Genomic DNA, 25,504 nt, shown 5'->3' on the forward strand with positions numbered 1-25,504 from the left:
TCCGTTCTGCTGGCAACCCGACTTATTTAAAGCGGTGTCAGCTCGCAGGCTGCCATCAGGCAATCAGACGCGCCATCCGGCCTACGATGGTTTGTAGGCCCGGTAAGCGCAGCGCCACCGGGCAAATTGCCGGATGGCGGCGTAAATGCCTTATCCTGCCTACGTTGACGGTTTCACTTCCGGCTCATCATCTGCATCACCCGTATGTTTACCTTCATCCGTGCCTTGCCAGCCGTGGCGTTGAATTAACGATAAATGTTCACGGTCTTCAGTAATAATCTCGCTCAACATAGCGCTGGTGCGTTTATAGACAGCCGCGCGGGACGTTGGATCGTTTTCCCCTTTCGCCATCTCTTCCACCATCTGCGTATTAAAACGACGGAACAGATCGGCACGCTCGCGCGCCTCGTAGCGTCCCAGCCCTAATTTTTCCAGCGCCTGACGCCCTGTTTTTAACGCGCCTTCAAACGTTTCACGCTCCGGCATCTCAACACCGGCCTGTCGCAAACGAATGTAGTGATCGACATCGCGAGCGCGGGCAATAATTTGCAGGTCGGGAAAATGGGCTTTTACCATTTCTGTCAGTTGTAAACTGGTTTGCGGATCGTCAATCGCGTTGATCAGCACTTCCGCTTTCGCCGCACCGGCGGACTCCAGCAGATCCATGCGCGTCGCGTCCCCGTAAAAGACCTTCATGCCAAATTTGCGCAGCGTTTCAATATGATCCGGGTCATGGTCGAGAACCACCATTTTTACCCCGCTCGACAGCAGCAAACGCCCCGTAATCTGCCCAAAACGGCCAAATCCGGCGATGATCACGCGCGGTTGTTCCGCATCGATCTCATCCGCTTCACGCGCTTCGCCGATTGCGGATTTTTCCAGACGGCTCAGGAGCACCAGAAAAATGGGCGTCGCCGCCATTGAGAGCGCAACGGTGAGCGTCAACGCCTTAGCCCATTCCGGGTCGAGTACACTGGCCATTTGCGCCGCGCCGAATACCACAAAGGCAAACTCACTCCCCTGTCCTAATAATACGGCAAACCAGAGACGTTGCTTATTCGGCACCCGTAGCGGCCTGGCGACAAGCCACAGCATTACCGTTTTAATTACCAGGAAACCGACCAGCAGGATAAGAATGCGTAACGGATTATCAATCAGCGTGCCAAAGTCGATAGACATGCCGACGCCGATAAAGAACAGCCCCAGCAGCAGCCCTTTAAATGGCTCTATGTCGCTTTCCAGCGCATGCCGGTATTCCGAGCTTGCCAGCAACACGCCCGCCAGAAACGCCCCCATCGCCATCGACAGTCCCACTTCTTCCAGCAGCAAGCCGAAGCCAAAGACCAGAAACAGAGCCACGGCGCTGAACACTTCACGCAAACCGGAACGCGCGACAAAACGCAACGCCGGGCGCGTGACATAGCGCCCTAACAGCACCACCAGCACCAGCGCCCCTGCCACTTTTAACGCAGACAGTGCAAAGACGCCCAGCGTCGTTGAGGCGCTGCTGGCGGCCAGCAAGGGGATCATCGCCACCAGCGGAATAGCGGCAATATCCTGAAACAGCAGCACGGCGAATGTGCTACGGCCCATTTGCGAGACGGTCAGGTTACGCTCATCCATCGCCTGCATCGCAATCGCCGTGGAAGAGAGCGCCAGCGTCATGCCGATCAGCTCCGCCACCTGCCAGCGCAGACCGAGGAACATACAGAACAGGCCAATCAACCCACCGCATACCACCATCTGCAACGCGCCGCCGCCAAAAACCGACGCACGCAGTTTCCACAAACGCTGCGGGTCCAGCTCCAGCCCAATCACAAACAGCATCAGCACCACGCCAATTTCGGCGAAATGGAGAATAGCTTCAGCGTCCGTCACCAGACGCAGCCCCCACGGGCCGATAATACACCCGGCAATGAGGTAGCCCAGCACCGACCCTAAGCCCAGCCGGACGGCAATCGGCACAATCAGCGCGGCCGACCCCAGGTAAATCAGCGCCTGTATCAGCGTATGGCTATCCATGATTTGCCTCCTGCCACGCCAGCAAACGTTGCTTGTAGTGGCGCGCCTGCGCCTGGAGCGTTTCGTCATCACAGACAAACGTACAGTGCATCGCAAAAGGCGGCAGCCAGTTGAGCCCACAATAGAGCGCGGTAGCCTGTAACGGCTGCGAGAGCACGTCAAAGCCCGGATAGGCGCCAATAGCGAAGTGGCTTTCGCCTCCGCCAGTCGTCACGGCCCACATCAGATCTTTGCCCCGGAGCGCCGTGCCGCCATGCCCGTAGGCCCAGCCATGCGCGAGGACTTTGTCCATCCAGAGTTTGAGTAAAGGGGGAACGCTGTACCACTGCATTGGATGCTGCCAGATGATAAGACGCGCGCGCGCCAGCGCCTGCTGCTCGGCGGCAACATCAATATTGAAGTCAGGGTAAAGTTGATAGAGCGAACGAATTTCGACGCCATCCAGCGTCCTTGCCTGTTCCAGCATCCGTTTATTCGCATGCGAGTGCTGCGGATACGGATGGGCATAAATAATGAGGATCATGAAGTAGCCTGTTATTTTACATCTCTGTTTTACCACAGAGTGTAGTCAGTAATTTAACAGGCTAATAGTGAATATTATTGAGCAGCTAAATGGATAAAACTGAATTAATTATCCAGTTCGCTCATGTTCTTCACCTGATCGCGGTTGATCTGTTCCGTTTTACCGGTTTCTGCGTTTTTGTAGGACACCAGTCCGGTATCATCATCGACCTGTGGTTTACCATCAGTGACGATCGTCTTGCCGTCGGTGGTTTTTATGGCCTGGTTTGATGAACAGCCCGCTACGGTAAATACCGTCGCAGCGGCAAAAAGAGACGCAATAAGAAGTTGTTTTTGCATGGTGTTCTCCCTGCTTTTCAGTCATTTTCAGTGGCATACCCATTAACTATAGACTAACTGACTGACCTTAAAAGAAAATACAGAACACTCTGAAGATATCCCCTAGCACAGGGGCTTGTTGCGAATCGTCATACTGCTCGTCTGGGCAAGCGTCAGTCCACGCGTCTCCGGCGCAAAGGCGATGGAAATAAGCAGACCGATAAGTGAAATTCCCGCCCCCATCAGCATGACGTAGCTGATCCCATATCTGGTGATGAAGATCGGCAGCGCCCACGTTGAAAGGATGGTGCCAATTCGACTCAGGGACATAATGACGCCCACGGCAGACGCGCGAATATCCGTCGGGAACAGCTCATTCGGGTAGAGCCACTGAAGGTTCCCCGGGCCGCCGGAGAAAAAGGCGTACACCGCAAAGGCCGCAACCACCAGCCAGATCCCCATTTCTGGGATCAACCCCAGCACAGCCAGCGCCAGCGTCATCATAACAAAGCTGCCGATCAGCAATGGCCGTCGCCCTATGCTGTTCAGCCAGTACATCGGCGGAATACAGCCCAGCATAAAGAACAAACTGATCACCACATTGCCCAGCGCCGCGCTTTTCCCGACGCCCAGCCCCAGCAGGCCGACAATCTGCGGGCCAAAGGTATAGATGGCGAACATCGGGATGACCTGGCAGGTCCAGATGGCGGCGACAAACAAAACAAACGGGAAGTGACGGCGATTAAACAGCTGTAAGAAGCGCGTCTCCTGGGGCGGTTCTTCATCGAACGCCACCGGCTCGCCAAACAGTTTAATCATCATCTCCTCGCACTCTTTCACCCGCCCCTTACGCAACAGCCAGCGCGGTGATTCGGGAAGATCGAAGCGCCCGATCAGGATCATAATGCAGGGAATTGCCGCGCTTCCCAGCATCCAGCGCCATCCGCCCGCCACATCGTACAACCAGTAGCCGACCAGATCGGCGCAGGTGGCGCCGACATACCACATCGCGGCAATAAAACTGATCGAGAAGGCGCGCTGGCGGGTGTTGGAAAACTCGGTAATCATCGAGGTGGCGATAGGATAATCCGCGCCAATCACCACCCCAATCAGCACGCGCATGACGAGCAACTCCATCGGCGATGAGACAAACATTGTCGCTACCGATATCACCCCAATGGCGATGATATCGATGAGGAACATTTTACGTCGCCCCACTTTGTCTGAGATATAGCCGAACAGCGACGTACCGACAAACAGCCCGGCCAGCGTGCCTGCCCCCAGCAATCCCAGCCACTGCGCATCCAGCTTCAGCGCAGGCGTGAGCTGCTCCAGCGCCACGCCAATCATGACCAGTACGTAACCGTCCAGGAACGGCCCGCCGCTTCCCCACAGCATAATTCTGCGGTGAATAGAGGAGAATTTAATGTCGTCAAAGTTCCTGGGCTGCTGCATAGCCGCGTCCTGTTTTGTTTTCACTTGATGCCTGATGGCGCTACGCTTATCAGGCCTACGAATCACGTATTTTGTAGGCCGGATAAGACGCGTCAGCGACGCCATCCGGCATCAACCTCAGCCGTAGCGAAATTCCACGCCAAAGGTGCCGCGCGGGTATTCCCATTTTTCCAGCGCCGTCCCCAACCCGAGAATTCGACAGGTGCCGCACTCCAGGCACCCGGCGTAATCAAAGCGCACGCTGCCGTCGTCCTGCTTTTTATACAACCCGGCCGGACACGCCTTGATCAGCACCTCCAGCGCCTGCTTATCCGGTTCGGTTTTCAGGATGATGTGCGGATTGTCTTCATCCACATTGAATTTATTGACGCCCAGTTTGACGTCCACATTGACGGGAGAAGTCATAATACGGTCACTCCTTTGATGCCATCCTTCATCAGGTTGATGAAGCCCACTTTCTTCGCGTGGCGCAGGATTTTTTTACGCACAGGGACGGGAGCGCTGCCATCGACGGTAAACAGATCGCGGGCAATGCCCACCGCCATTTCAGGGTAGCGCGTGAACATACGCGGGTTGTCCAGAAACGCCGGTAAGCGCTGGTACATACGCATATCCCGCATCGGCCCGTTGTCGAGATGCTGTCGATATTCCGCCAGCCCCTGTCGGCTGAAATCGTTGCTCTGCATGGCCGAAAGTACGGTCTTCGCCGCCGCTTCCCCTGCCGCGACGGCCAGATCCATACCGCGAATCGTAAAACCGAGATTCATACACATACCGGCGGCGTCACCGGCAATCAGCACGCCGTCGCCCACCAGCTCCGGCTGCATATTCATTCCCGCTTCCGGGACGACGTGCGCGGCGTACTCCAGCAGTTTTCCACCCGCAATCAGCGGCGCCACCGCCGGATGCTGTTTAAAATCTTCCAGCATTTGTGGAACCGACTTTTTCGCCTCTTTCAGATGATGCAGACCGCAAACCAGCCCCAAAGAGAGGGTCGTTTTATTGGTATAGAGGAAGCCGCCGCCCATCAGACCGTCGGTCGGAGAACCGGCAAACAGACAGGCTGCACCTTCATTTCCCTGTAATCCGAAGCGATCCACAATGACCGATTCAGGCAACTCAATTAACTCTTTTACGCCTACCGCGACATGGGCGGCATCTACACGTTTCGCCATTCCCAGCTTTTCCGCCAACAGCGAGTTCACGCCATCAGCAAGAATGACCGTTTTCGCTTCAATAACGTCGCCATCCGCCTCAACGCCCACCACTTTGCCGTCGCGCTGAACAAGATTATCCACGCGGATGCCGGTTATCAGCTGCGCGCCCGCCTCTTCAGCCTGTTCCATCAGCCAAGCGTCAAATTTGCTGCGTAAGACAGAATAAGAGACCTGCGAAGGCGCGGCATCCTCGCCATTGACGTAATCCACCGCCATCGCCCCTTTTTCGGTCATAAAAGCGAGTTTTTCATGGGTGATCACGCGTTCAACCGGGGCATGTTCAGCAAAACCGGGGATAATGCGCTCCAGACTGTGCGCGTAGATGCGCCCGCCGGTGACATTCTTCGCGCCAGCGGAATTGCCGCGCTCAATAACCAGCACCTGCGCCCCTTCGCGGGCGAGCACCAGCGCCGCGACGGAACCCGCCAGTCCGGCCCCCACGATGATGGCATCAAAGATATCTTCGGACATAAGAACTCCAGATTTACCTGTCAGCGGCAGGGCCGATACCCACAAGCCCTGCCCGAGTGGATCAGCGTGCTAAAGCGCTCGTAAGCGCAGGCAGAATCTTCATCACATCGCCGACAATGCCGTAATCAGCGTATTGAAATATCGGCGCATTTTTATCTTTGTTGATGGCGCAGATGGTTTGTGAACCGTTCGCGCCCACCATGTGCTGGATCTGCCCGGAAATGCCCACCGCGAGGTAAAGCTCTGGTTTAAGCATCAGGTTGGAGATGCCGACATAACGCTCGTGCTCCATCCATTTTTCGTTTTCCGCCACCGGACGAGAACACGCCAGTTCCGCGCCAATGGCCTGACACAGCGCCTGGGCCAGCGAGATATTCTCTTTGCTGCCGATGCCGCGCCCGACGCTAACCACCAGTCGCGCTTTATCAAGATCGACCGTGTTGCTCTGGCGCGCCTGCGTTGCGGTGCGCGTTACGACGACATCTGGCGACTGCCACTGCACGTCATGCGACTCGCCGTGGCGGGACGCATCCGCCTGTTGCGCCTCGAACGTGCCGCTGCCGACGGTGATCACCGCATACGGTGATGTAATGGTCTCTTCGCCAATCGCCAGCCCGCCGTAGACCATATGCCGGACGGTCGCATGGCCCTCCTGCTGCGTTACCGCACTGGCGTCGTTAGAGACGGCCGCCGCGAGACGAAATCCCAGCTTTGCCGCCAGCAGTTTGCCACGGCGGGTATTAGGCAGCAGCACCAGACCCGAATCCCCCTGCTGGCGAATCGTCTGCGCCATCACCCCGGCGTAATCTTCCACCATGCGGTCGTCCGGTTTACCGCGTAAATGCCAGATGTGATTCGCCCCCAGCTGGCGTGCCGTCTCGCCCTCGGCGTCGTGCTGCACAAACGCATGAATCTGCTCGCCTGAAGCCAGTGCGCCGCTCATCAGTTCCGGCAGACGAGAAGGGGTATCGCTGAATACCCAGACATGAGAAAACGTGTTCATAATATCCCCCGGTAATTAAATGATTTTGCGCAGATGTTCGGCGAACGCGGCGATCTGCTCTTCACCATCGCCTTCAATAACGATGCGCTGACGCTCGCGTTGTTTCGGTGCGGCGACCTTCTGGACGGAGTACGCGTCTGGCGCACTGAAACCAATATCCGCCGCAGACCAGACCTGCACCGGTTTTTTTGCCGCGCCCAGAATCGCTTTCATCGACGGGATCTGCGGAGCGTTAATGTCTGTGGAGACCGCCACCACCGCAGGCAGGGGAATACTCAGGGTTTCAATTTCATCTTCCAGTTCACGCTCAACGGTAAGCGCACTTTCCGTCAGGGAGAGGATTTTGCTCACGCCGTTGATGGCCGGAATGTTCAGCGTTTCACCCACCAGCAGGCTGACCTGCTGGGCATAAAGGTCGGAGGAACCGTCGCCGCAGACGATCAGATCAAAGCCCGATTTTTGCGCGGCGGCGGCAAGCGCTGCGGCGGTGCGTTGCGGCAAAGCCTGTTCAAACTGGTCGTCTATCACCACGACCAGTTCATCTGGCCCACGGGAAAGCACATCTTTACGCCCTTTGGCGTTGGTCAGCGCCTTGCCGCCTACGCTCATGGCAATCACCTGGGCATCGCTTGTCTGCTGCTTTAACTGGCAGGCAGCTTCAATCGCATTCAGATCGTACTGACTGATTTTGGCATCCGCTTTGCTGATATCTAATGAACCATCGGCATTATTGATCGCAATATCCTGCTCATCAGGCACGCACTTGTAACAAGTAATTATCTTCATTGCATCTCCAGAAATCATGAAGGAAACGTCATCCATATCGGCGGTGTTAAATACAGATATCACGCTCTTTAATTCGGAAATAAAACTTTAATCACCAATATTGAAAATGTCACACGCTGATATTTACAACTTTCAATATTGTTAAGCACCTCACTAATATTGAAAAGCACCCGTAGAACATAAAAATTTTCAATATTGTTTGATGGATCACCAATATTGAATGAGAGATGCGCGAAATTCGACCAAAATGCAAAGCATCCAATTGTTTTATATTTATTTTATTTGAAAATCAGGGTCAAAAACACCAGACAAAAAAGTGTGATCAACATAACAGATTACCGCAAAATGAATACCCATTATGAGTTACTCGCCAAAGCGACTCTGAGGTCTAACTGTCATCAGATTATTACTAAGAAAAATAAACAAAATATAACAAACGGGAACGTAACATAAATTTCGTTTTGACACTGGAATTGACTCATGAAAAATGAAAAGAGAAAGTCCGGGATTGAACCTAAGGTTTTTTTCCCGCCGTTAATAATTGTAGGGATACTTTGTTGGCTAACCGTCAGAGATCTCGACGCTGCGAATATTGTTATTAATGCCGTCTTCAGTTATGTCACAAATATCTGGGGTTGGGCATTTGAATGGTACATGGTGGTGATGCTTTTTGGCTGGTTCTGGCTGGTCTTCGGCCCTTACGCTAAAAAAAGATTAGGTGATGAACCGCCGGAATTCAGCACTGCCAGCTGGATTTTCATGATGTTCGCCTCCTGCACTTCCGCCGCCGTGCTGTTCTGGGGCTCAATCGAAATTTATTATTACATCTCGACGCCGCCCTTTGCTCTGGCACCTGGCTCCAACGGCGCCAAAGAGATCGGCCTCGCCTACAGCCTGTTTCACTGGGGGCCGTTACCGTGGGCGACTTACAGCTTCCTCTCCGTCGCGTTCGCCTACTTCTTTTTTGTTCGCAAAATGGACGTGATTCGTCCCAGCTCCACGCTGGTGCCTTTAGTGGGCGAGAAACACGCGAAAGGGTTATTCGGTACTATTGTCGATAACTTCTATCTGGTGGCGCTGATCTTCGCGATGGGCACCAGCCTCGGTCTGGCGACGCCGCTGGTGACAGAGTGTATGCAGTATCTGTTCGGCATCCCTCATACGCTGGAACTGGACGCCATCATCATTACCTGCTGGATCGTTCTGAACGCCATTTGCGTGGCCTGCGGCCTGCAAAAAGGGGTGAAAATCGCCAGTGACGTGCGTAGCTATCTCAGCTTCCTGATGCTCGGCTGGGTGTTTATCGTCAGCGGCGCCAGTTTCATCATGAACTACTTCACCGATTCCGTCGGTATGCTGTTGATGTATCTGCCACGCATGTTGTTCTACACCGATGCGATCGGCAAAGGCGGCTTCCCGCAGGGCTGGACCGTTTTCTACTGGGCATGGTGGGTCATTTACGCCATCCAGATGAGTATATTCCTCGCGCGTATTTCCCGCGGCCGTACCGTGCGCGAACTGTGCTTTGGGATGGTGCTCGGCCTGACCGCCTCCACCTGGATTCTGTGGACCGTTCTTGGCAGCAACACCCTGCTGCTGATGGATAAAAATATTCTCAATATTCCACAACTGATCGAACAGCACGGCGTGGCGCGCGCCATCATCGAAACCTGGGCCGCACTGCCATTCAGCACGGCTACGATGTGGGGATTCTTCATCCTCTGCTTTATCGCTACCGTCACGCTGATTAACGCCTGCTCCTACACGCTGGCCATGTCCACCTGCCGCGAAGTGCGCGACGGTGAAGAGCCGCCGCTGCTGGTACGTATCGGCTGGTCGGTGCTGGTTGGCGTTATCGGCATCGTCCTGTTAGCGCTCGGCGGGTTAAAACCCATTCAAACCGCGATTATCGCCGGAGGATGCCCGCTGTTCTTCGTCAACATCATGGTAACGCTCTCCTTTATCAAAGACGCCAAAGTGCACTGGAAAGATAAATAAACTCAATAAACTCCTTACAAATGAGGCTGGAAGATGGATTTTAATTTGAATGACGAGCAGGAACTGTTTGTCGCCGGTATTCGTGAACTGATGGCCAGTGAGAACTGGGAAGCCTACTTTGCCGAGTGCGATCGCGACAGCGTCTACCCGGAACGTTTTGTGAAAGCGCTGGCGGATATGGGCATCGACAGCCTGTTGATCCCGGAAGAACACGGCGGGCTGGAAGCCGGTTTCGTCACCGTTGCCGCCGTATGGATGGAACTGGGGCGTCTGGGCGCGCCAACTTACGTGTTGTACCAATTGCCGGGAGGTTTTAACACTTTCCTGCGTGAAGGGACCCAGGAGCAAATTGATAAAATCATGGCGTTCCAGGGAACCGGCAAGCAGATGTGGAACTCGGCGATCACCGAACCGGGAGCGGGATCGGATGTTGGCAGTTTAAAAACTACCTATACCCGTAAAAATGGTAAGGTTTATCTTAACGGCAGCAAGTGTTTCATCACCAGTAGCGCCTACACCCCCTACATCGTGGTGATGGCACGGGACGGCGCCTCCCCGGACAAACCGATTTATACCGAATGGTTTGTCGATATGAGCAAACCCGGCATCAAGGTTAACAAACTTGAGAAGCTCGGCCTGCGCATGGACAGCTGCTGTGAAATCAATTTTGACGATGTTGAGCTGGACGAAAAAGACATGTTCGGCCGGGAAGGTAATGGCTTTAACCGCGTAAAAGAAGAGTTCGACCACGAACGTTTCCTGGTGGCTTTAACCAACTACGGTACGGCGATGTGCGCGTTCGAAGACGCCGCGCGTTACGCCAATCAGCGTGTGCAGTTTGGCGAGACGATCGGTCGCTTCCAGCTGATTCAGGAGAAGTTCGCGCATATGGCGATCAAATTAAACTCCATGAAAAACATGCTGCTGGAAGCCGCGTGGAAAGCGGATAACGGCACCATCACCTCGGGCGATGCCGCGATGTGTAAATACTTCTGCGCCAACGCCGCGTTTGACGTGGTAGACAGCGCCATGCAGGTATTGGGCGGCGTCGGGATTGCGGGCAACCACCGCATTACGCGTTTCTGGCGTGACCTGCGCGTTGACCGCGTCTCCGGCGGCTCTGACGAAATGCAGATCCTGACGCTCGGCCGCGCCGTGCTGAAGCAATACCGTTAAACATTGCCCGGTGGCGCTGCGCTTACCGGGCCTACAAAAAATGCAGGAATTTATTTATGAACCGTTTACCGATGCCCACTTTCGGGCCGCTCGCCGGATTGCGGGTTGTGTTCTCCGGGATTGAAATCGCCGGGCCGTTCGCCGGACAAATGTTCGCAGAGTGGGGCGCGGAAGTGATCTGGATTGAAAACGTCGCCTGGGCCGATACCATTCGCGTCCAGCCGAACTATCCGCAGCTTTCACGCCGAAACTTGCATGCCCTCTCCCTAAACATCTTCAAAGATGAAGGTCGGGAAGCGTTTCTGAAACTCATGGAAACCACTGACATCTTCATCGAAGCCAGCAAAGGCCCGGCGTTTGCCCGTCGCGGAATTACCGATGACGTGCTGTGGGAACACAACCCCAAACTGGTGATCGCCCACCTTTCCGGTTTCGGCCAGTACGGCACGGAGGAGTACACCAACCTCCCGGCTTACAACACCATCGCCCAGGCCTTTAGCGGCTACCTGATTCAGAACGGCGATGTCGATCAACCCATGCCCGCATTCCCGTATACGGCGGACTATTTTTCCGGGATGACCGCCACCACCGCCGCGCTGGCGGCTTTGCACAGAGTGCGTGAAACCGGCAAAGGCGAAAGCATTGATGTGGCGATGTATGAAGTGATGCTGCGCATGGGTCAGTACTTCATGATGGATTACTTCAACGGCGGCGAAATTTGCCCGCGCATGACCAAAGGCAAAGACCCCTACTACGCCGGATGCGGGCTGTATAAATGCGCAGACGGTTACATCGTGATGGAGCTGGTCGGCATTACGCAGATCAACGAGTGCTTTAAGGATATCGGCCTGGCGCACATTCTGGGTACGCCAGAGGTGCCGGAAGGCACCCAGCTTATCCATCGCGTTGAGTGCCCTTACGGGCCGTTAGTCGAGGAAAAACTGGATGCGTGGCTGGCGACCCGTTCCATCGCCGATGTGCAGGCGCGTTTCGCCGAGCTGAATATCGCCTGCGCGAAAGTGCTGACCATTCCAGAACTGGAAAACAACCCGCAGTACGTCGCCCGCGAATCCATTACCGAGTGGCACACGATGGATGGCCGCACCTGTAAAGGGCCAAACATCATGCCGAAATTCAAAAACAACCCAGGGAAAATCTGGCGTGGCATGCCGTCGCATGGCATGGACACCGCCGCCATTCTAAAAAACATCGGTTACAACGAAGCAGATATACAGGAACTGGTCAGCAAGGGTCTGGCCAAAGTTGAGGATTAAACGCAAAGCGCTAACCGGTTTATCCGGTTAGCGCGCATGCCTATTTTCGAACGGATAACAGTGCAATGGATATCGTTGGCGGACAAAACTTACGTCAGATGTGGGACGACCTGGCCGAGGTATACGGAAATAAAACGGCGCTTATTTTTGAATCCAGCGAAGGCGTTGTCCGGCAATTCAGCTACGCGTCGCTGAATGAAGAGATCAACCGCACGGCGAACCTTTTCCTCGCCTCAGGCATTCAGAAAGGCGATAACGTCGCGCTGCATCTGGATAACTGCCCGGAGTTCTTTTTCTGCTGGTTTGGTCTGGCCAAAATTGGCGCCATCATGGTGCCGATCAATGCCAGGCTCCTGCGCGAAGAGAGCGCCTGGATTTTACAAAACAGCCGCTCGCAGCTCATCGTCACCAGCGCTGAATTTTATCCGATGTATCGCCAGATACTGCTTGAGGACGATACCCTGCTCAATCATATCTGTCTGATTGGCGAAAATGCGCCCGTTGAAGATAACGTTAGCCATTTTTCTCAACTGAAAGACCAGCAGCCTGCCACATTGTGCTATGCGCCGCCGTTATCCACTGACGACACGGCGGAGATTCTGTTTACTTCTGGCACCACCTCGCGGCCAAAAGGCGTGGTCATTACCCATTACAACCTGCGTTTTGCGGGTTACTACTCCTCCTGGCAGTGTGCGCTGCGTGAAGATGACGTCTATCTGACGGTGATGCCCGCCTTTCATATTGACTGTCAGTGTACTGCGGCAATGGCGGCATTCTCCGCAGGCAGCACCTTTGTGCTGATCGAAAAATACAGCGCCCGCGCGTTCTGGGGACAGGTACGAAAGTATCGCGCCACCGTCACGGAATGTATTCCGATGATGATCAGAACGCTGATGGTGCAGCCCGCCTCCCCGGAAGAGAGGCAGCATTGTCTGCGCGAAGTGATGTTCTATCTCAACCTTTCCGTGCAGGAAAAAGACGCTTTTATTGCACGTTTCGGCGTCCGGCTGCTGACCTCTTACGGGATGACGGAAACCATTGTCGGCATTATTGGCGATCGTCCCGGCGATAAACGGCGCTGGCCATCTATTGGTCGCCCTGGATTTTGCTATGAGGCGGACATCCGCGATGAGCAGAACCGCTCACTACCCGCCGGAGAAATCGGTGAAATCTGTATTAAAGGCGTGCCGGGAAAAACCATCTTTAAAGAGTATTACGCCAGGCCGGAAGCCACCGCCAAAGCGCTGGAAGCCAACGGCTGGCTGCATACCGGTGATTCCGGCTATCGGGATGAGGAGGGATTTTTCTATTTCGTTGACAGGCGTTGCAACATGATTAAACGCGGCGGCGAAAATGTCTCCTGCATCGAACTGGAAAACATTATTTCGGCTCATCCCAAAATTCAGGACATCGTCGTTATTGGTATTCACGATTCGATCCGCGATGAAGCCATTAAAGCCTTTGTGGTGCTTAATGAAGGTGAAACATTAACGGAAGAGGAGTTTTTCGCTTTCTGTGAACAGAATATGGCGAAATTCAAAGTCCCCTCTTTTCTTGAGATAAGAAATGATCTGCCCCGAAACTGTTCAGGAAAAATAATTAAAAAGAACCTGAAATAAGCATTCTTACCCGTCCGATTTTAAATAATGGAGTGAAGATATGAGTGAATCATTACATTTGACCCGTCACGGCCCAATTCTGGAAATTACGCTGGATCGCCCGAAAGCGAATGCAATAGACGCAAAAACCAGTTTTGAGATGGGCGAAGTTTTTCTCAATTTCCGTGACGATCCCGAATTGCGTGTGGCGATCATCACCGGTGGCGGCGAAAAATTCTTCTCCGCAGGCTGGGATTTAAAAGCGGCAGCCGAAGGCGAAGCCCCGGACGCCGATTTTGGCCCCGGCGGGTTTGCCGGTTTAACCGAGATCTTTGACCTGGATAAACCAGTGATTGCCGCCGTTAACGGCTATGCCTTCGGCGGCGGGTTCGAACTGGCGCTGGCGGCGGATTTTATCGTCTGCGCCGATAACGCCAGTTTCGCGCTGCCTGAAGCAAAGCTCGGCATTGTGCCTGACAGCGGCGGCGTGCTGCGCCTGCCTAAGCTGTTGCCGCCTGCTGTCGTCAACGAAATGCTGATGACCGGCAGACGAATGGACGCAGAAGAAGCCTTGCGCTGGGGAATTGTGAACCGGGTTGTCAGCCAGCAAGCGTTAATGGACAGCGCCCGTGAACTGGCGCAACAGTTGGTGAACAGCGCGCCGTTGGCGATCGCCGCCCTCAAAGAGATCTACCGCGCAACCAGTGAAATGCCGGTGGAAGAAGGTTATCGCTACATTCGCAGCGGCGCATTGAAGCACTACCCGTCGGTACTGCACTCTGAAGATGCGATCGAAGGCCCGCAGGCGTTTGCCGAAAAACGCGATCCGGTCTGGAAAGGCCGCTAGCGCCGCGCTGCCGGATGGCGCTAACGCTTATCCGCCATCCGACAACAATCACGGAGGAATAACCATGAGCTATTACGCCTTTGAAGGCCTGATTCCGGTAGTACATCCAGAGGCGTACGTGCATCCCAGCGCCGTGTTGATTGGCGATGTCATCGTCGGCGCCGGCGTCTACATCGGCCCGCTTGCATCGCTGCGCGGCGACTATGGGCGTCTGATTCTTGAGGCGGGCGCTAACCTTCAGGATGGCTGCATCATGCACGGTTATTGCGATACCGACACCATCGTGCATGAAAACGGGCATATCGGGCACGGCGCAATCCTTCACGGCTGCGTGATTGGTCGTGATGCGTTGGTGGGCATGAACAGCGTAATCATGGATGGCGCAATCATCGGCGAAGAAAGTATCGTCGCCGCCATGAGTTTTGTAAAAGCGGGTTTTGTCGGCGCGCCCAGGCAGCTGCTGGTTGGCGCGCCTGCGCGCGTCAAACGTGATGTCACGGATGAAGAGCTGCACTGGAAACGGCTCAACACGCAGGAATATCAGGATCTCGCGGTACGCTGTCGGGCATCGCTATGTGAAACGCAACCCTTAACCCAGGTCGAAAAGAACCGGCCGCGCCTGAAAGGCACGACGGAGGTGAAGCCAAAATCGGCGTAGCGCTTTGTGCCGGATGGCGCTGGCGCTTATCCGGCCTACGAGTCAACACACCGTTGCAGGCCGGATAAGGCATTTACGCCGACATTACCGACGCATACTTTTTGATAGCATCATCTGCCATTTCTGCTCGCGGTTTAGCTCTGCGGGCGGAACCGGCATTCGCGGGGTTCTCTCCGCTTTTACCATCTTCTCCTGCGCGCTATGACCCAAACGCGCATAGAGCTGCGCGTCAATACGCTTAATACGCACCAGACGCTGGCACTGGCATCCTCGCCCTTCCAGCTGATTAGGGATCGTCCTGGTCTCGCACTCTATTTCCCCCACTTCAGAAAGAATATACGAAACCGTATTAATCGCTTTGCAATAATCCATATTAAATTGCTTCGCGATCTCTTTGGCGCTCACCCACCGGTTTTCTGCCATTACCCAATCAGCAATTAACAAATAAAGTGGTTTCTCAACATATTTTTCACTCATAAGCACACCATTTTACAAATTAAAAATCTTGCTACGGTTCGTTATGGCCTGAATATAAATAACGCCATTAACCATAAATAAATTGTGGATATAAGGGGATAGTATGCGACTTAATTGTTGATTAGTGTGAGCGAAATCGTGCTTGTTACATTGAAAACCACATCCAGGAAGCGTATGTGACCAGGAATGACCTTATGGCGTAAAAAAAGGTTCCTTTGCAGGAACCTTTTTATATCACCAGATAAATGCGTCTGCCGCTTACTTCGTAATTTGCGCGTGCATTTCCTGTACGGAGATCACCTTTTCAGTCGCATCGGCGTTCAGCGCCATCGTCGTGGCGAAGCCGCCGTTCAGGGTCGTGTCGTAATGCACTTTATACTGCAACGCGCTGCGGCGAATCAGTTTAGAGTCCTCAATCGCCTGACGACCTGCGGTGGTGTTGATGATGTAGGTGTATTCGCCATTCTTGATACGGTCCTGAATGTGCGGACGACCTTCATGCACCTTGTTGACCAGACGCGGGTTGATACCCGCCTCACCCAGCACAATCGCCGTACCGTGAGTCGCATCCAGTTCGAAGCCCTGTTTCAGCAGCTTCGCCGCCAGGTCCACCACGCGTTCTTTGTCGCCTTCACGAACGGAGAGCAGCGCACGGCCCGATTTCTTCATCGTCGAGCTGCTGCCAAGCTGCGCTTTGGCGAACGCTTCAGCGAAGGTGCGGCCGACGCCCATCACTTCCCCGGTAGAGCGCATTTCTGGCCCTAACAGCGGGTCAACGCCCGGGAATTTGTTGAACGGCAGCACCACTTCTTTCACCGAGTAGTACGGCGGGATGATTTCTTTCGTCACGCCCTGCTCGGTCAGCGATTTGCCCGCCATCACGCGCGCCGCCACTTTCGCCAGCGGTAAGCCGGTCGCTTTGGAGACGAACGGTACGGTACGCGCCGCACGCGGGTTCACTTCAATCAGGTAGACTTCGTTGTCTTTCACCGCGAACTGCACGTTCATCAGACCACGCACCTGCAACTCAAAGGCCAGCTTCTGCACCTGCTGGCGCATCACGTCCTGAATCTCTTTGCTTAACGTGTAGGCCGGCAGAGAACATGCGGAGTCACCGGAGTGCACGCCCGCCTGTTCGATGTGTTCCATGATGCCGCCAATCAGCACCATTTCACCGTCGCAGATAGCATCCACATCCACTTCCACCGCGTCATCAAGGAAGCGGTCCAGCAGTACCGGCGCATCGTTAGAGACGCTGACTGCGGTCTGGAAGTAACGACGCAGGTCAGCTTCGTCGTAAACGATTTCCATCGCGCGGCCGCCCAGTACGTAGGATGGGCGAACCACCAGCGGATAGCCAATCTCTTTTGCCTTCTCAACGGCCTGTTCAATCGCCGTCACGGTGGCGTTAGCAGGCTGTTTCAGTTTCAGACGGTCAACTGCCTGCTGGAAGCGCTCACGGTCTTCCGCGCGGTCAATCGCATCCGGGCTGGTGCCGATAACCGGCACGCCTGCCGCTTCCAGCGCGCGCGCCAGTTTCAGCGGAGTCTGGCCGCCGTACTGTACGATGACGCCTTTCGGTTTCTCGACGCGCACGATTTCCAGCACATCTTCCAGCGTGACCGGCTCGAAGTACAGGCGGTCGGAGGTGTCGTAGTCGGTGGAGACTGTTTCCGGGTTACAGTTGACCATAATGGTCTCGTAACCGTCTTCGCGCAGCGCCAGCGAGGCGTGTACGCAGCAGTAGTCAAATTCAATCCCCTGGCCGATACGGTTCGGGCCGCCGCCGAGCACCATGATTTTGTCGCGGTCCTGGTTCGGATTCGCTTCGCACTCATCTTCATAAGTGGAGTACATGTAGGCGGTGTCGGTAGCAAATTCCGCCGCACAGGTGTCCACGCGCTTGTAAACCGGGTGCAGGTTGAACTGGTCGCGCAATTTGCGCACTTCCGCTTCGCGCACGCCCGCCAGTTTAGCCAGACGCGCATCGGCGAAGCCTTTGCGCTTCAGCATCCGCAGGAAGTCAGCGTCGAGACCGGTGATGCCAAGCTCTGCCACTTTCTCTTCCAGACGAACCAGTTCCTCAATCTGCACCAGGAACCAGCGGTCGATGTTGGTCAGGTTAAAGACGCCATCGACAGACAGCCCCGCGCGGAACGCATCAGCGATGTACCAGATACGCTCGGCGCCCGCATCTTTCAGCTCGCGACGAATTTTGGTCAGCGCTTCCGGGTCATCCAGGCTCACTTTCGGGTCAAAACCGGCGGCGCCCACTTCCAGGCCGCGCAGCGCTTTCTGTAAGGATTCCTGCTGAGTGCGGCCAATCGCCATCACTTCGCCGACGGATTTCATCTGGGTGGTGAGACGGTCGTTGCTGCCCGCGAATTTTTCAAAGTTGAAGCGAGGAATTTTGGTGACAACGTAGTCGATGGACGGTTCGAACGATGCCGGAGTACGGCCGCCGGTGATGTCGTTCATCAGTTCGTCGAGGGTGTAACCCACCGCCAGTTTCGCCGCCACTTTGGCAATCGGGAAGCCGGTGGCTTTTGACGCCAGCGCCGAGGAGCGGGAGACGCGCGGGTTCATTTCGATAACAATCAGACGACCGTTTTTCGGGTTCACCGCAAACTGAACGTTGGAACCGCCGGTTTCCACGCCGATTTCACGCAGTACCGCCATCGAGGCGTTACGCATGATTTGGTACTCTTTGTCCGTTAGCGTTTGCGCCGGAGCCACCGTGATGGAGTCACCGGTGTGAATGCCCATCGCGTCAAAGTTCTCAATGGAGCAGACGATAATGCAGTTGTCGTTCTTATCACGCACCACTTCCATTTCGTACTCTTTCCAGCCAATCAGCGACTCATCAATCAGCAGTTCGTTGGTTGGGGAGAGATCCAGACCGCGCGCGCAAATTTCTTCGAACTCTTCGCGGTTGTAGGCAATACCGCCGCCGGTGCCGCCCATCGTAAAGGATGGACGGATAATGCACGGATAACCGACGTCAGCGGCAACCGCCAGCGCCTCTTCCATCGTATGCGCAATACCGGAGCGGGCAGTGTCGAGGCCGATTTTCTTCATCGCCACGTCGAAACGGCGGCGGTCTTCGGCTTTATCAATCGCATCGGCAGTGGCGCCAATCATGGTCACGCCGAACTCAGCCAGCACGCCCTGACGCTCCAGCTCCAGCGCGCAGTTCAGCGCCGTCTGGCCGCCCATCGTCGGCAGCACCGCATCCGGGCGCTCTTTCTCAATAATTTTACGCACCACTTCCCAGTGAATCGGCTCGATGTAGGTCGCATCGGCCATTTCCGGGTCGGTCATGATGGTCGCGGGGTTAGAGTTCACCAGGATGACGCGATAACCTTCTTCACGCAGCGCTTTACACGCCTGGGCGCCAGAGTAGTCAAACTCACACGCCTGGCCGATAACAATCGGGCCCGCACCCAGAATCAGGATACTTTTTATGTCTGTACGTTTTGGCATGGCTCTGTTTACTCCTGATTATTTCGCGGACTGACGGTACTGCTCAATTAACTCGATAAAGTGGTCGAACAATGGCGCGGCATCATGCGGGCCAGGGCTCGCCTCAGGGTGCCCCTGGAAGCTGAACGCCGGTTTATCGGTACGATGAATCCCTTGCAGAGTGCCGTCGAACAGCGATTTGTGCGTCACTCGCAGATTTGCAGGCATAGAAGCCTCATCCACCGCAAAACCGTGGTTCTGCGCCGTAATCATCACGGTATTGTTATCGATATCTTTTACCGGATGGTTACCGCCGTGGTGGCCGAACTTCATCTTGATGGTTTTCGCGCCGCTCGCCAGCGCCAGCAGCTGATGGCCGAGGCAGATGCCGAAAACCGGAATATCGGTTTCGAGGAATGCCTGAATCGCCTCGATAGCGTAATCGCACGGCGCCGGATCGCCAGGGCCGTTAGAGAGGAAGATACCGTCCGGGCTCATCTTCAGCACCTCTTCGGCGGAGGTCTTCGCCGGAACCACCGTCAGGCGGCAGCCTCTGTCCACCAGCATACGCAGGATGTTGCGTTTCGCGCCGTAGTCGTAAGCCACAACGTGGAACGGCAGGTCAGTTTCTGATTTGGCTTCCGGCAGGTCGTCTGCAAGCGTCCAGCTTCCCTGCGTCCAGCTATAGGATTCAGCGGTGGTCACTTCTTTCGCCAGATCCATTCCGTTGAGGCCCGGGAAGGCTTTCGCTTTCTCCAGCGCCAGTGCCGCATCCGGGTTATCACCCGCGATAATGCAGCCGTTCTGTGCGCCCTTCTCACGCAGCAGGCGCGTCAGCTTACGGGTATCAATATCGGCAATCGCCACGATGTTATGGCGTTTCAGGTAAGAAGAGAGGTCTTCAGTATTGCGGAAGTTGCTGGCAATCAGCGGCAGATCGCGAATGACCAGGCCTTGCGCATGAACCTGAGAGGATTCTTCATCGGCTTCATTGGTGCCGACATTACCGATATGAGGATAAGTAAGAGTGACAATTTGGCGGGAATAGGAAGGATCAGTGAGGATTTCTTGATAACCGGTCATTGAAGTATTGAAAACGACTTCCCCAACCGCCGAACCTGTTGCCCCTATGGCCCGACCGTGAAACTGGGTTCCGTCTTCCAGAACCAATAGCGCTGACTTAATCAAAACACCCTCCAGAGAATATTCACTCACTTTATTTGCATATTAATTCATTTGTATAACCTGAATCAATGCAAATCTGCTTACCCGTGGATTTCTGGCAAACGGCGGCATTCTGAAGATAAGGCGGGTAAAAGTCAACTTAAAGGCGGTATTTTTTGTATTGTTTTACGACTCAGGAAAGGATGTTCTGATTTAACAGGCAAAAAGATCAGCTAACTTGTCCTGGAAAACGCTTGCGTGGCTGAAAGAATGCATTATGAAACCAGTGAGAAGAAAAAAGTGGACCATTTGGTCAAAATTTACATAAAAGCAACAAATAAACAGAAGAAAACAGATAAATTCACGAGTTTAAATAAAAAACAAAAAGATAATGCTAAAAATAATAGGGCAATAAATTATTGCCCTATGTAATCAACAAATTATGATTACCATAACCACATCACGAAGGGTAAAAACAAGCTATAAATTGTTTAAATCCAGCACATCTCGCATATCAAAAAGACCATTTGGCTTTGATTTTAGCCAGATAGCCGATCTGACCGCGCCATTCGCAAACGTCATACGGCTGGAGGCCTTATGCGTGATTTCAATACGTTCACCAATATCAGCAAACATCGCGGTATGTTCACCCACAATGTCGCCGGCACGAACCGTCGCAAAACCGATGGTGCCCGGCACGCGTTCGCCGGTATAACCTTCACGACTGTATACCGCGCACGCTTTCAGATCTTTGTCCAGCGCGTGGGCGATCGCTTCCCCCATCGCCAGCGCGGTGCCTGACGGCGCATCCACTTTATGGCGATGGTGCGCTTCGATAATTTCAATATCGGTATAGTCGCCCATCACTTTCGCCGCTTTCTCAAGTAGCTTCAGCATGACGTTAACACCGACGCTAAAGTTAGCGGCGAACACAATGCCGATATCCTGCGCGGCATCGCGAATGGCCTGCTTGCCTGCGTCATCAAATCCCGTCGTGCCAATGACGATGCCTTTACCGTGCTGACGGCAAAACGCCAGGTGCGCCAGCGTCCCTTCCGGGCGAGTGAAATCGATAAAGATGTCAAAATCATCTTTTACCGCTTCGAGGCTACTTTGCACGGTGACGCCCGTTTTCCCTGCGCCTGCTAATTCACCGGCATCGCTGCCCAGTAATGAAGAACCTTCCCGCTCCAGCGCCGCGCCGAGTTGAACGCCGTCCATCCCCAGGGCGGCCTGAATCAGCTGACGTCCCATGCGTCCCCCGGCTCCCGCGATGGCAACGCGGATTTGTGCATCATGCATAGCTATTCTCTTTTGTTAATTTTGCGTAAATCGTTTTCAGATTAACCAGCGCCACGCCGCGCCGCTAGCCAAAAACGTCGATAATTAGAATTTAATGATAAACAGGGAGAGATATCAGTAAAAGCTATATGCGGGAAAAGCGGGACATCGCAGGCAACTCTGCCTGCGATCAAGAGCAAATGGACGCTATTCAATGGAATAGTTAATGATGAGCTGCCCTTTCTTCATTTTGATCCCACCGATCGTTATACGACCAAGTTGGCCGAGCGAAGTGACATGTGTTCCTCCACAGAAGTACATCGGAAGTTCGCCAAACCCCACTTTACGTCGCTCACCGTCAAACTCAATTCGGCGGGCATAATCCTTCGCCTGCCACTGCTCAATACACGCCAGCAGATTTTCAGCATCAGGAAGACGAGCATGTTCACCTGCTGAAAAGGTAATGCGCCCCTCACCCGGCCAGTGGTGCGCTTTCACTGGCGACCAACCCCATGTTTCTCCCGCACACCCGATAAGATGGCCTGCTGAATGCAGACGAGAGTTGAGCAAACGCGTCTGTACATCGACTTTTAGCTGCACCACTCCCGCTGCAACGGGTTGCGGCAGAATATGTATAATTTGATTATCACGTAACATGATTCCGCAAACTGGAATATCCGCAATCCAGCCTTTGTCTGCGGGTTGTCCACCTCCCTGAGGGTGGAATAATGTTTTATCGAGCGTAACGGCATACAGGCCATCCATTTGTGGAGAGCACCCCGTCACACATGCCATGCCTTCTGTATCATCGGTGCTGTAATAAAGACGTTCTGTCATATGTCCTCCTGTCGTGAAGGGCAGTATATTATTTATCCCGGAGCAGATAATCCGCCTGCCCGGCAATGAATCTTTGCCTGAGAAACACAAATGAATTTGACACTCCTTCCCGATCTGGCCACTTTTGTGTTGATTGTTGATCACGGTAGCTTTTCTGCCGCAGCGCGCGCAGCAGGTGTGACCCCATCAGCCATGAGCCGCAGCGTTTCACGCCTTGAACGCGAAACGGGCAGCCAGTTGTTGCATCGTTCAACACGTAAGCTGGCATTAAGTGAAACAGGAAAGATGGTGTATGAACATGCAAAAATGATGCTGGAAGCGGCGCGACAGGCCATTGATTCCGGGGGAAGCGTACAACACGTTCCTCAGGGAAAGATTACGCTCAGCGTACCCAAAGCCGTCGGACGCTTCGTTATTCATCCACTGATCCCGCAATTTCTTGAACGTTTTCCCCTGGTTGATGTTTGCCTGAGACTCGAAGACCGCTATATGGATCTCATTGATGATGGCGTCGATCTGGCGCTGCAAATCACCAATACCCCCTCGCCCGGGTTGCATGGCAAGCCGTTAATGCCAATCACCCACATCCTCTGCGCCACGCCAGAGTATCTGCAAAAGCAGGGGACACCGACGCACCCGGAAGATTTACGTCAGCACAGTTGCATTAGCCTCGGAGAGACGCCAACGGACTCACGCTGGAAATTTCGTAAACAAGGCAAGACAGAAGTCGTTCAAACAACGGGGCGCTATGCGGCTAATCATACGGGTGTAAGACTGGACGCAGTAAAGCGCCATCTGGGAATTGGCAGTCTCCCTGCATTCACGGCCAGAGAAGCGTTACAAGACGGCGAAATCATGCAGGTGTTGCCGGAGTGGACGTTTATCAGCAACTACTCCGGCGAGCTATGGCTTTTGTGGGCTGGAAACAAGCATATGCCTCTCAAAATACGGGCCATGATTGATTACCTTAGCCAACAACTAAAATCCTAGCCTAGGGCGCCAGCGCCAGCACGTCGGCGACCCACTGCTGGAAGCCAGCCACATCAATCTCCAGCGCCACCTGCACGTTAGGGCTTTTACCCAGCCGGCCTTCAATATCAACAACCGTTGTGCCTGCGGTGTATTCCCCCTGCGTCTCTACCGCGACAAAACAGGGTTTAACGGTGAACAGATCCGGGCGAACCAGCCAGGCGATGGCGCAGAGATCGTGCATGCGCAGCCCGGTGTTCATGCTGCCGCTGCGGTAGTGGCTAAACAACGCATGCAGCATTTTTCCCGTCCGGTTAAGTTCGGGCAGTTTTGCCAGATAATCCGGCGCCAGCAGGGCCTGGTTGGTCACATCCAGCCCGCACATCACAATCTCTACCCCACTCTGGAAAACGCGGGAAGCGGCTTCCGGGTCGACGGCAATATTGAATTCGGCGTTCGGCGTAAAGTTCCCCCGCCCCGCAGAGCCGCCCATGATCACCAGACGACGAATGTTAAAAGCGCATTCCGGGTAGTGAGTCAGCAGCAGCGCAATATTGGTCAACGGGCCGATCGCGACCAGCGTGACGGGTTCCGGGGCACTCATCAGGGCATCCCGAATGGCGATAAAGGCCGGTTTTGCCAATGGCTGGCAATCATGGGCGACAAAGTCATAGCCTTCCATGCCCGACTCGCCGTGGACGTAAGCAGCATCGCGCAACGGGCGCAGCAGCGGCGTGGCGGCCCCCTGCGCCAGCGGGATATCCACATTCCAGAAATGCAGCAGTTGCAGCGCGTTGCGGGTGGTTTTCTCTACGGAGACATTCCCCGCGACGGTGGTCATCAGTTGCAGGTCAAGCTGCGGGGCAAACAGGGCGGCGGCGATGGCGGCGGCATCGTCGATACCCGGATCGGTATCCAGAATAATGGGCAGGCGCATGTTTCCTCCATAAAAAGATGACAAGCTCCAGGGTTGGCATCCGATTATTGGCAAACCTTTTGCCGGTTGGCAAGCGACCGACCGACAAAAGGAGACGAAACAAAATTTGTCATTAATCCCATACGCCAAAACGTGTTGGCTCATCGTATTAATGCGCCGCCGCAAAGGCCTGTAGCGGGGCTTCCATGATGACATTACTCAGATGGCCAATGTGCTCAATCTCCACCTCAATACGATCGCCTTCCTGCATGAATAACGGCGGATTCCTCTTTTTCCCTACGCCGCCCGGCGAGCCCGTAATGATGACGTCACCGGAATTAAGACGGGTGAAAGTGCTTATATACTCAATTAATTCAGCAACTTTATGGATCATACTGCTGGTGTTATCTTCCTGTACCATGCGGCCGTTGAGCCAGGTGCGGATCGCCAGCTGATGCGGGTCGGGAATTTCATCGGCAGTGACCATCCACGGGCCAAAAGCGCCGGTCTGCCGCCAGTTTTTCCCCGCAGTAAACCAGCTGTGCTGCCAGTCGCGTGCGGAGCCATCCATATAGCAGCTGTATCCGGCGACATGGTCAAGCGCATGGTCACGGGAGATATTCTCGCCACCGTTACCGATGATCACCGCCAGCTCCCCCTCGTAATCAAACTCATGCGAATGGCGTGGCTTGAGTACCGGCATGTTGTGCCCGGTTTGCGAATCCGCAAAACGAACAAACAGCGTCGGCGCGGGGTCATGCTGATCGAACTCCTGGCGCTTTTCGGCGTAGTTCATGCCGACACAGAGTATTTTTTCCGGTCGCTCTATTACCGGTAAAAAGGTGATTGCATCCATTTTTAGATCGACCGGCGCCTGCGCGAAGCGCCGCGCCTGCTCCAGGCCATCCCCCTGCAATAGCGCCTTCAGGTCCCGATACTGGTCGCCGATACGGTTCCCCAAATCAACAACGCCTCCGGCAGTAACGATGCCATAGCTGCGAGTGCCCTGATAAAGAAAGCTTGCGAGTTTCATAATTATCAATCCTGCATACT

The 25,504-nt window shown here is 54.4% G+C and carries 22 protein-coding genes; 7 read left to right on the top strand and 15 right to left on the bottom strand.

Translation table 11 applies throughout. The features are described 5' to 3' along the window. Positions 1–159 precede the first annotated feature (159 nt). From kefC to OGV79_RS00785, 8 genes are all read right to left on the bottom strand, one after another. Positions 160–2,022, bottom strand: coding sequence for a glutathione-regulated potassium-efflux system protein KefC (gene kefC, locus OGV79_RS00750; protein ID WP_058668560.1), 1,863 nt, complete (start codon positions 2,020–2,022; stop codon positions 160–162). Beyond that, entirely contained in the window at positions 2,015–2,545 is a 531-nt protein-coding gene (gene kefF, locus OGV79_RS00755; protein ID WP_047458991.1) for a glutathione-regulated potassium-efflux system oxidoreductase KefF, read from the bottom strand. Before kefF ends, kefC begins: the two co-directional genes overlap by 8 nt. A gap of 104 nt (positions 2,546–2,649) precedes the next feature. Beyond that, positions 2,650–2,883: a YgdI/YgdR family lipoprotein gene (locus tag OGV79_RS00760; protein WP_012134122.1), complete on the bottom strand. Its 234-nt coding sequence runs from the start codon at positions 2,881–2,883 to the stop codon at positions 2,650–2,652. Positions 2,884–2,985: 102 nt separating this feature from the next. Further along, entirely contained in the window at positions 2,986–4,317 is a 1,332-nt protein-coding gene (locus tag OGV79_RS00765) for an MFS transporter (RefSeq protein WP_024130715.1), read from the bottom strand. Between the two features lie 117 nt (positions 4,318–4,434). Further along, positions 4,435–4,722 carry a ferredoxin-like protein FixX gene (fixX, locus tag OGV79_RS00770; protein ID WP_012134124.1) on the bottom strand — a complete coding sequence of 96 codons (288 nt, stop codon included), beginning with the start codon at positions 4,720–4,722 and terminating at the stop codon, positions 4,435–4,437. After that, complete coding sequence (locus tag OGV79_RS00775; protein ID WP_012134125.1) at positions 4,719–6,005, bottom strand: FAD-dependent oxidoreductase; 1,287 nt, start codon at positions 6,003–6,005, stop codon at positions 4,719–4,721. The genes fixX and OGV79_RS00775 overlap by 4 nt, the downstream gene beginning before the upstream one ends. A gap of 61 nt (positions 6,006–6,066) precedes the next feature. Further along, positions 6,067–7,008, bottom strand: coding sequence for an electron transfer flavoprotein subunit alpha/FixB family protein (locus tag OGV79_RS00780; protein ID WP_110494691.1), 942 nt, complete (start codon positions 7,006–7,008; stop codon positions 6,067–6,069). 15 nt (positions 7,009–7,023) lie between these two features. Then, complete coding sequence (locus OGV79_RS00785) at positions 7,024–7,794, bottom strand: electron transfer flavoprotein FixA (RefSeq protein WP_115182002.1); 771 nt, start codon at positions 7,792–7,794, stop codon at positions 7,024–7,026. Between the two features lie 480 nt (positions 7,795–8,274). On the opposite strand from OGV79_RS00785, the gene caiT reads away from it, so the two are divergent. From caiT to caiE, 6 genes are all read left to right on the top strand, one after another. Then, the gene (gene caiT / locus OGV79_RS00790) at positions 8,275–9,792 is read left to right on the top strand and encodes an L-carnitine/gamma-butyrobetaine antiporter (protein ID WP_012134129.1); all 1,518 of its coding nucleotides are present in this window, start codon (positions 8,275–8,277) and stop codon (positions 9,790–9,792) included. 33 nt (positions 9,793–9,825) lie between these two features. After that, the gene (gene caiA / locus OGV79_RS00795) at positions 9,826–10,968 is read left to right on the top strand and encodes a crotonobetainyl-CoA dehydrogenase (RefSeq protein ID WP_012134130.1); all 1,143 of its coding nucleotides are present in this window, start codon (positions 9,826–9,828) and stop codon (positions 10,966–10,968) included. A gap of 56 nt (positions 10,969–11,024) precedes the next feature. Beyond that, positions 11,025–12,242, top strand: a complete 1,218-nt coding sequence (caiB, locus tag OGV79_RS00800) for an L-carnitine CoA-transferase (protein WP_071257536.1) — start codon at positions 11,025–11,027, stop codon at positions 12,240–12,242. Between the two features lie 65 nt (positions 12,243–12,307). Next, a complete protein-coding gene (gene caiC / locus OGV79_RS00805; protein ID WP_286466661.1) occupies positions 12,308–13,861 on the top strand; it encodes a crotonobetaine/carnitine-CoA ligase in 1,554 nt (517 codons plus the stop codon). Between the two features lie 40 nt (positions 13,862–13,901). Beyond that, the gene (caiD, locus tag OGV79_RS00810; protein ID WP_049010175.1) at positions 13,902–14,687 is read left to right on the top strand and encodes a crotonobetainyl-CoA hydratase; all 786 of its coding nucleotides are present in this window, start codon (positions 13,902–13,904) and stop codon (positions 14,685–14,687) included. Between the two features lie 64 nt (positions 14,688–14,751). Then, positions 14,752–15,345, top strand: a complete 594-nt coding sequence (caiE, locus tag OGV79_RS00815) for a carnitine operon protein CaiE (RefSeq protein WP_012134134.1) — start codon at positions 14,752–14,754, stop codon at positions 15,343–15,345. Positions 15,346–15,429: 84 nt separating this feature from the next. Here the strand turns inward: caiE and caiF are convergent, their stop codons facing one another. From caiF to OGV79_RS00840, 5 genes are all read right to left on the bottom strand, one after another. Continuing rightward, the gene (gene caiF, locus OGV79_RS00820; protein WP_012134135.1) at positions 15,430–15,822 is read right to left on the bottom strand and encodes a carnitine metabolism transcriptional regulator CaiF; all 393 of its coding nucleotides are present in this window, start codon (positions 15,820–15,822) and stop codon (positions 15,430–15,432) included. Between the two features lie 258 nt (positions 15,823–16,080). Continuing rightward, positions 16,081–19,305, bottom strand: a complete 3,225-nt coding sequence (gene carB, locus OGV79_RS00825; protein WP_012134136.1) for a carbamoyl-phosphate synthase large subunit — start codon at positions 19,303–19,305, stop codon at positions 16,081–16,083. Between the two features lie 18 nt (positions 19,306–19,323). Further along, entirely contained in the window at positions 19,324–20,472 is a 1,149-nt protein-coding gene (gene carA / locus OGV79_RS00830) for a glutamine-hydrolyzing carbamoyl-phosphate synthase small subunit (RefSeq protein ID WP_286466663.1), read from the bottom strand. Positions 20,473–20,928: 456 nt separating this feature from the next. After that, positions 20,929–21,750, bottom strand: coding sequence for a 4-hydroxy-tetrahydrodipicolinate reductase (gene dapB, locus OGV79_RS00835; RefSeq protein WP_049010172.1), 822 nt, complete (start codon positions 21,748–21,750; stop codon positions 20,929–20,931). A gap of 186 nt (positions 21,751–21,936) precedes the next feature. After that, positions 21,937–22,566, bottom strand: coding sequence for an alanyl-tRNA editing protein (locus OGV79_RS00840; RefSeq protein ID WP_230012097.1), 630 nt, complete (start codon positions 22,564–22,566; stop codon positions 21,937–21,939). Positions 22,567–22,656: 90 nt separating this feature from the next. Here OGV79_RS00840 and OGV79_RS00845 point away from each other — a divergent pair, with 90 nt between their 5' ends. Continuing rightward, positions 22,657–23,556, top strand: a complete 900-nt coding sequence (locus tag OGV79_RS00845; RefSeq protein ID WP_012134142.1) for a LysR family transcriptional regulator — start codon at positions 22,657–22,659, stop codon at positions 23,554–23,556. Between the two features lies 1 nt (position 23,557). On the opposite strand, the gene rihC is transcribed toward OGV79_RS00845, so the two are convergent. Both rihC and OGV79_RS00855 read right to left on the bottom strand, forming a co-directional pair. Further along, on the bottom strand, positions 23,558–24,472 hold the full coding sequence (rihC, locus tag OGV79_RS00850) for a ribonucleoside hydrolase RihC (RefSeq protein WP_049010165.1): 915 nt from the start codon (positions 24,470–24,472) through the stop codon (positions 23,558–23,560). Between the two features lie 148 nt (positions 24,473–24,620). Then, positions 24,621–25,484 (bottom strand): fumarylacetoacetate hydrolase family protein, encoded by an 864-nt coding sequence (locus tag OGV79_RS00855; RefSeq protein ID WP_200076036.1) that lies wholly within the window; start codon positions 25,482–25,484, stop codon positions 24,621–24,623. Positions 25,485–25,504 lie beyond the last annotated feature (20 nt).

The sequence above is a fragment of the Citrobacter sp. CK185 genome (assembly GCF_030333565.1).
Taxonomy (GTDB): domain Bacteria; phylum Pseudomonadota; class Gammaproteobacteria; order Enterobacterales; family Enterobacteriaceae; genus Citrobacter_B; species Citrobacter_B koseri.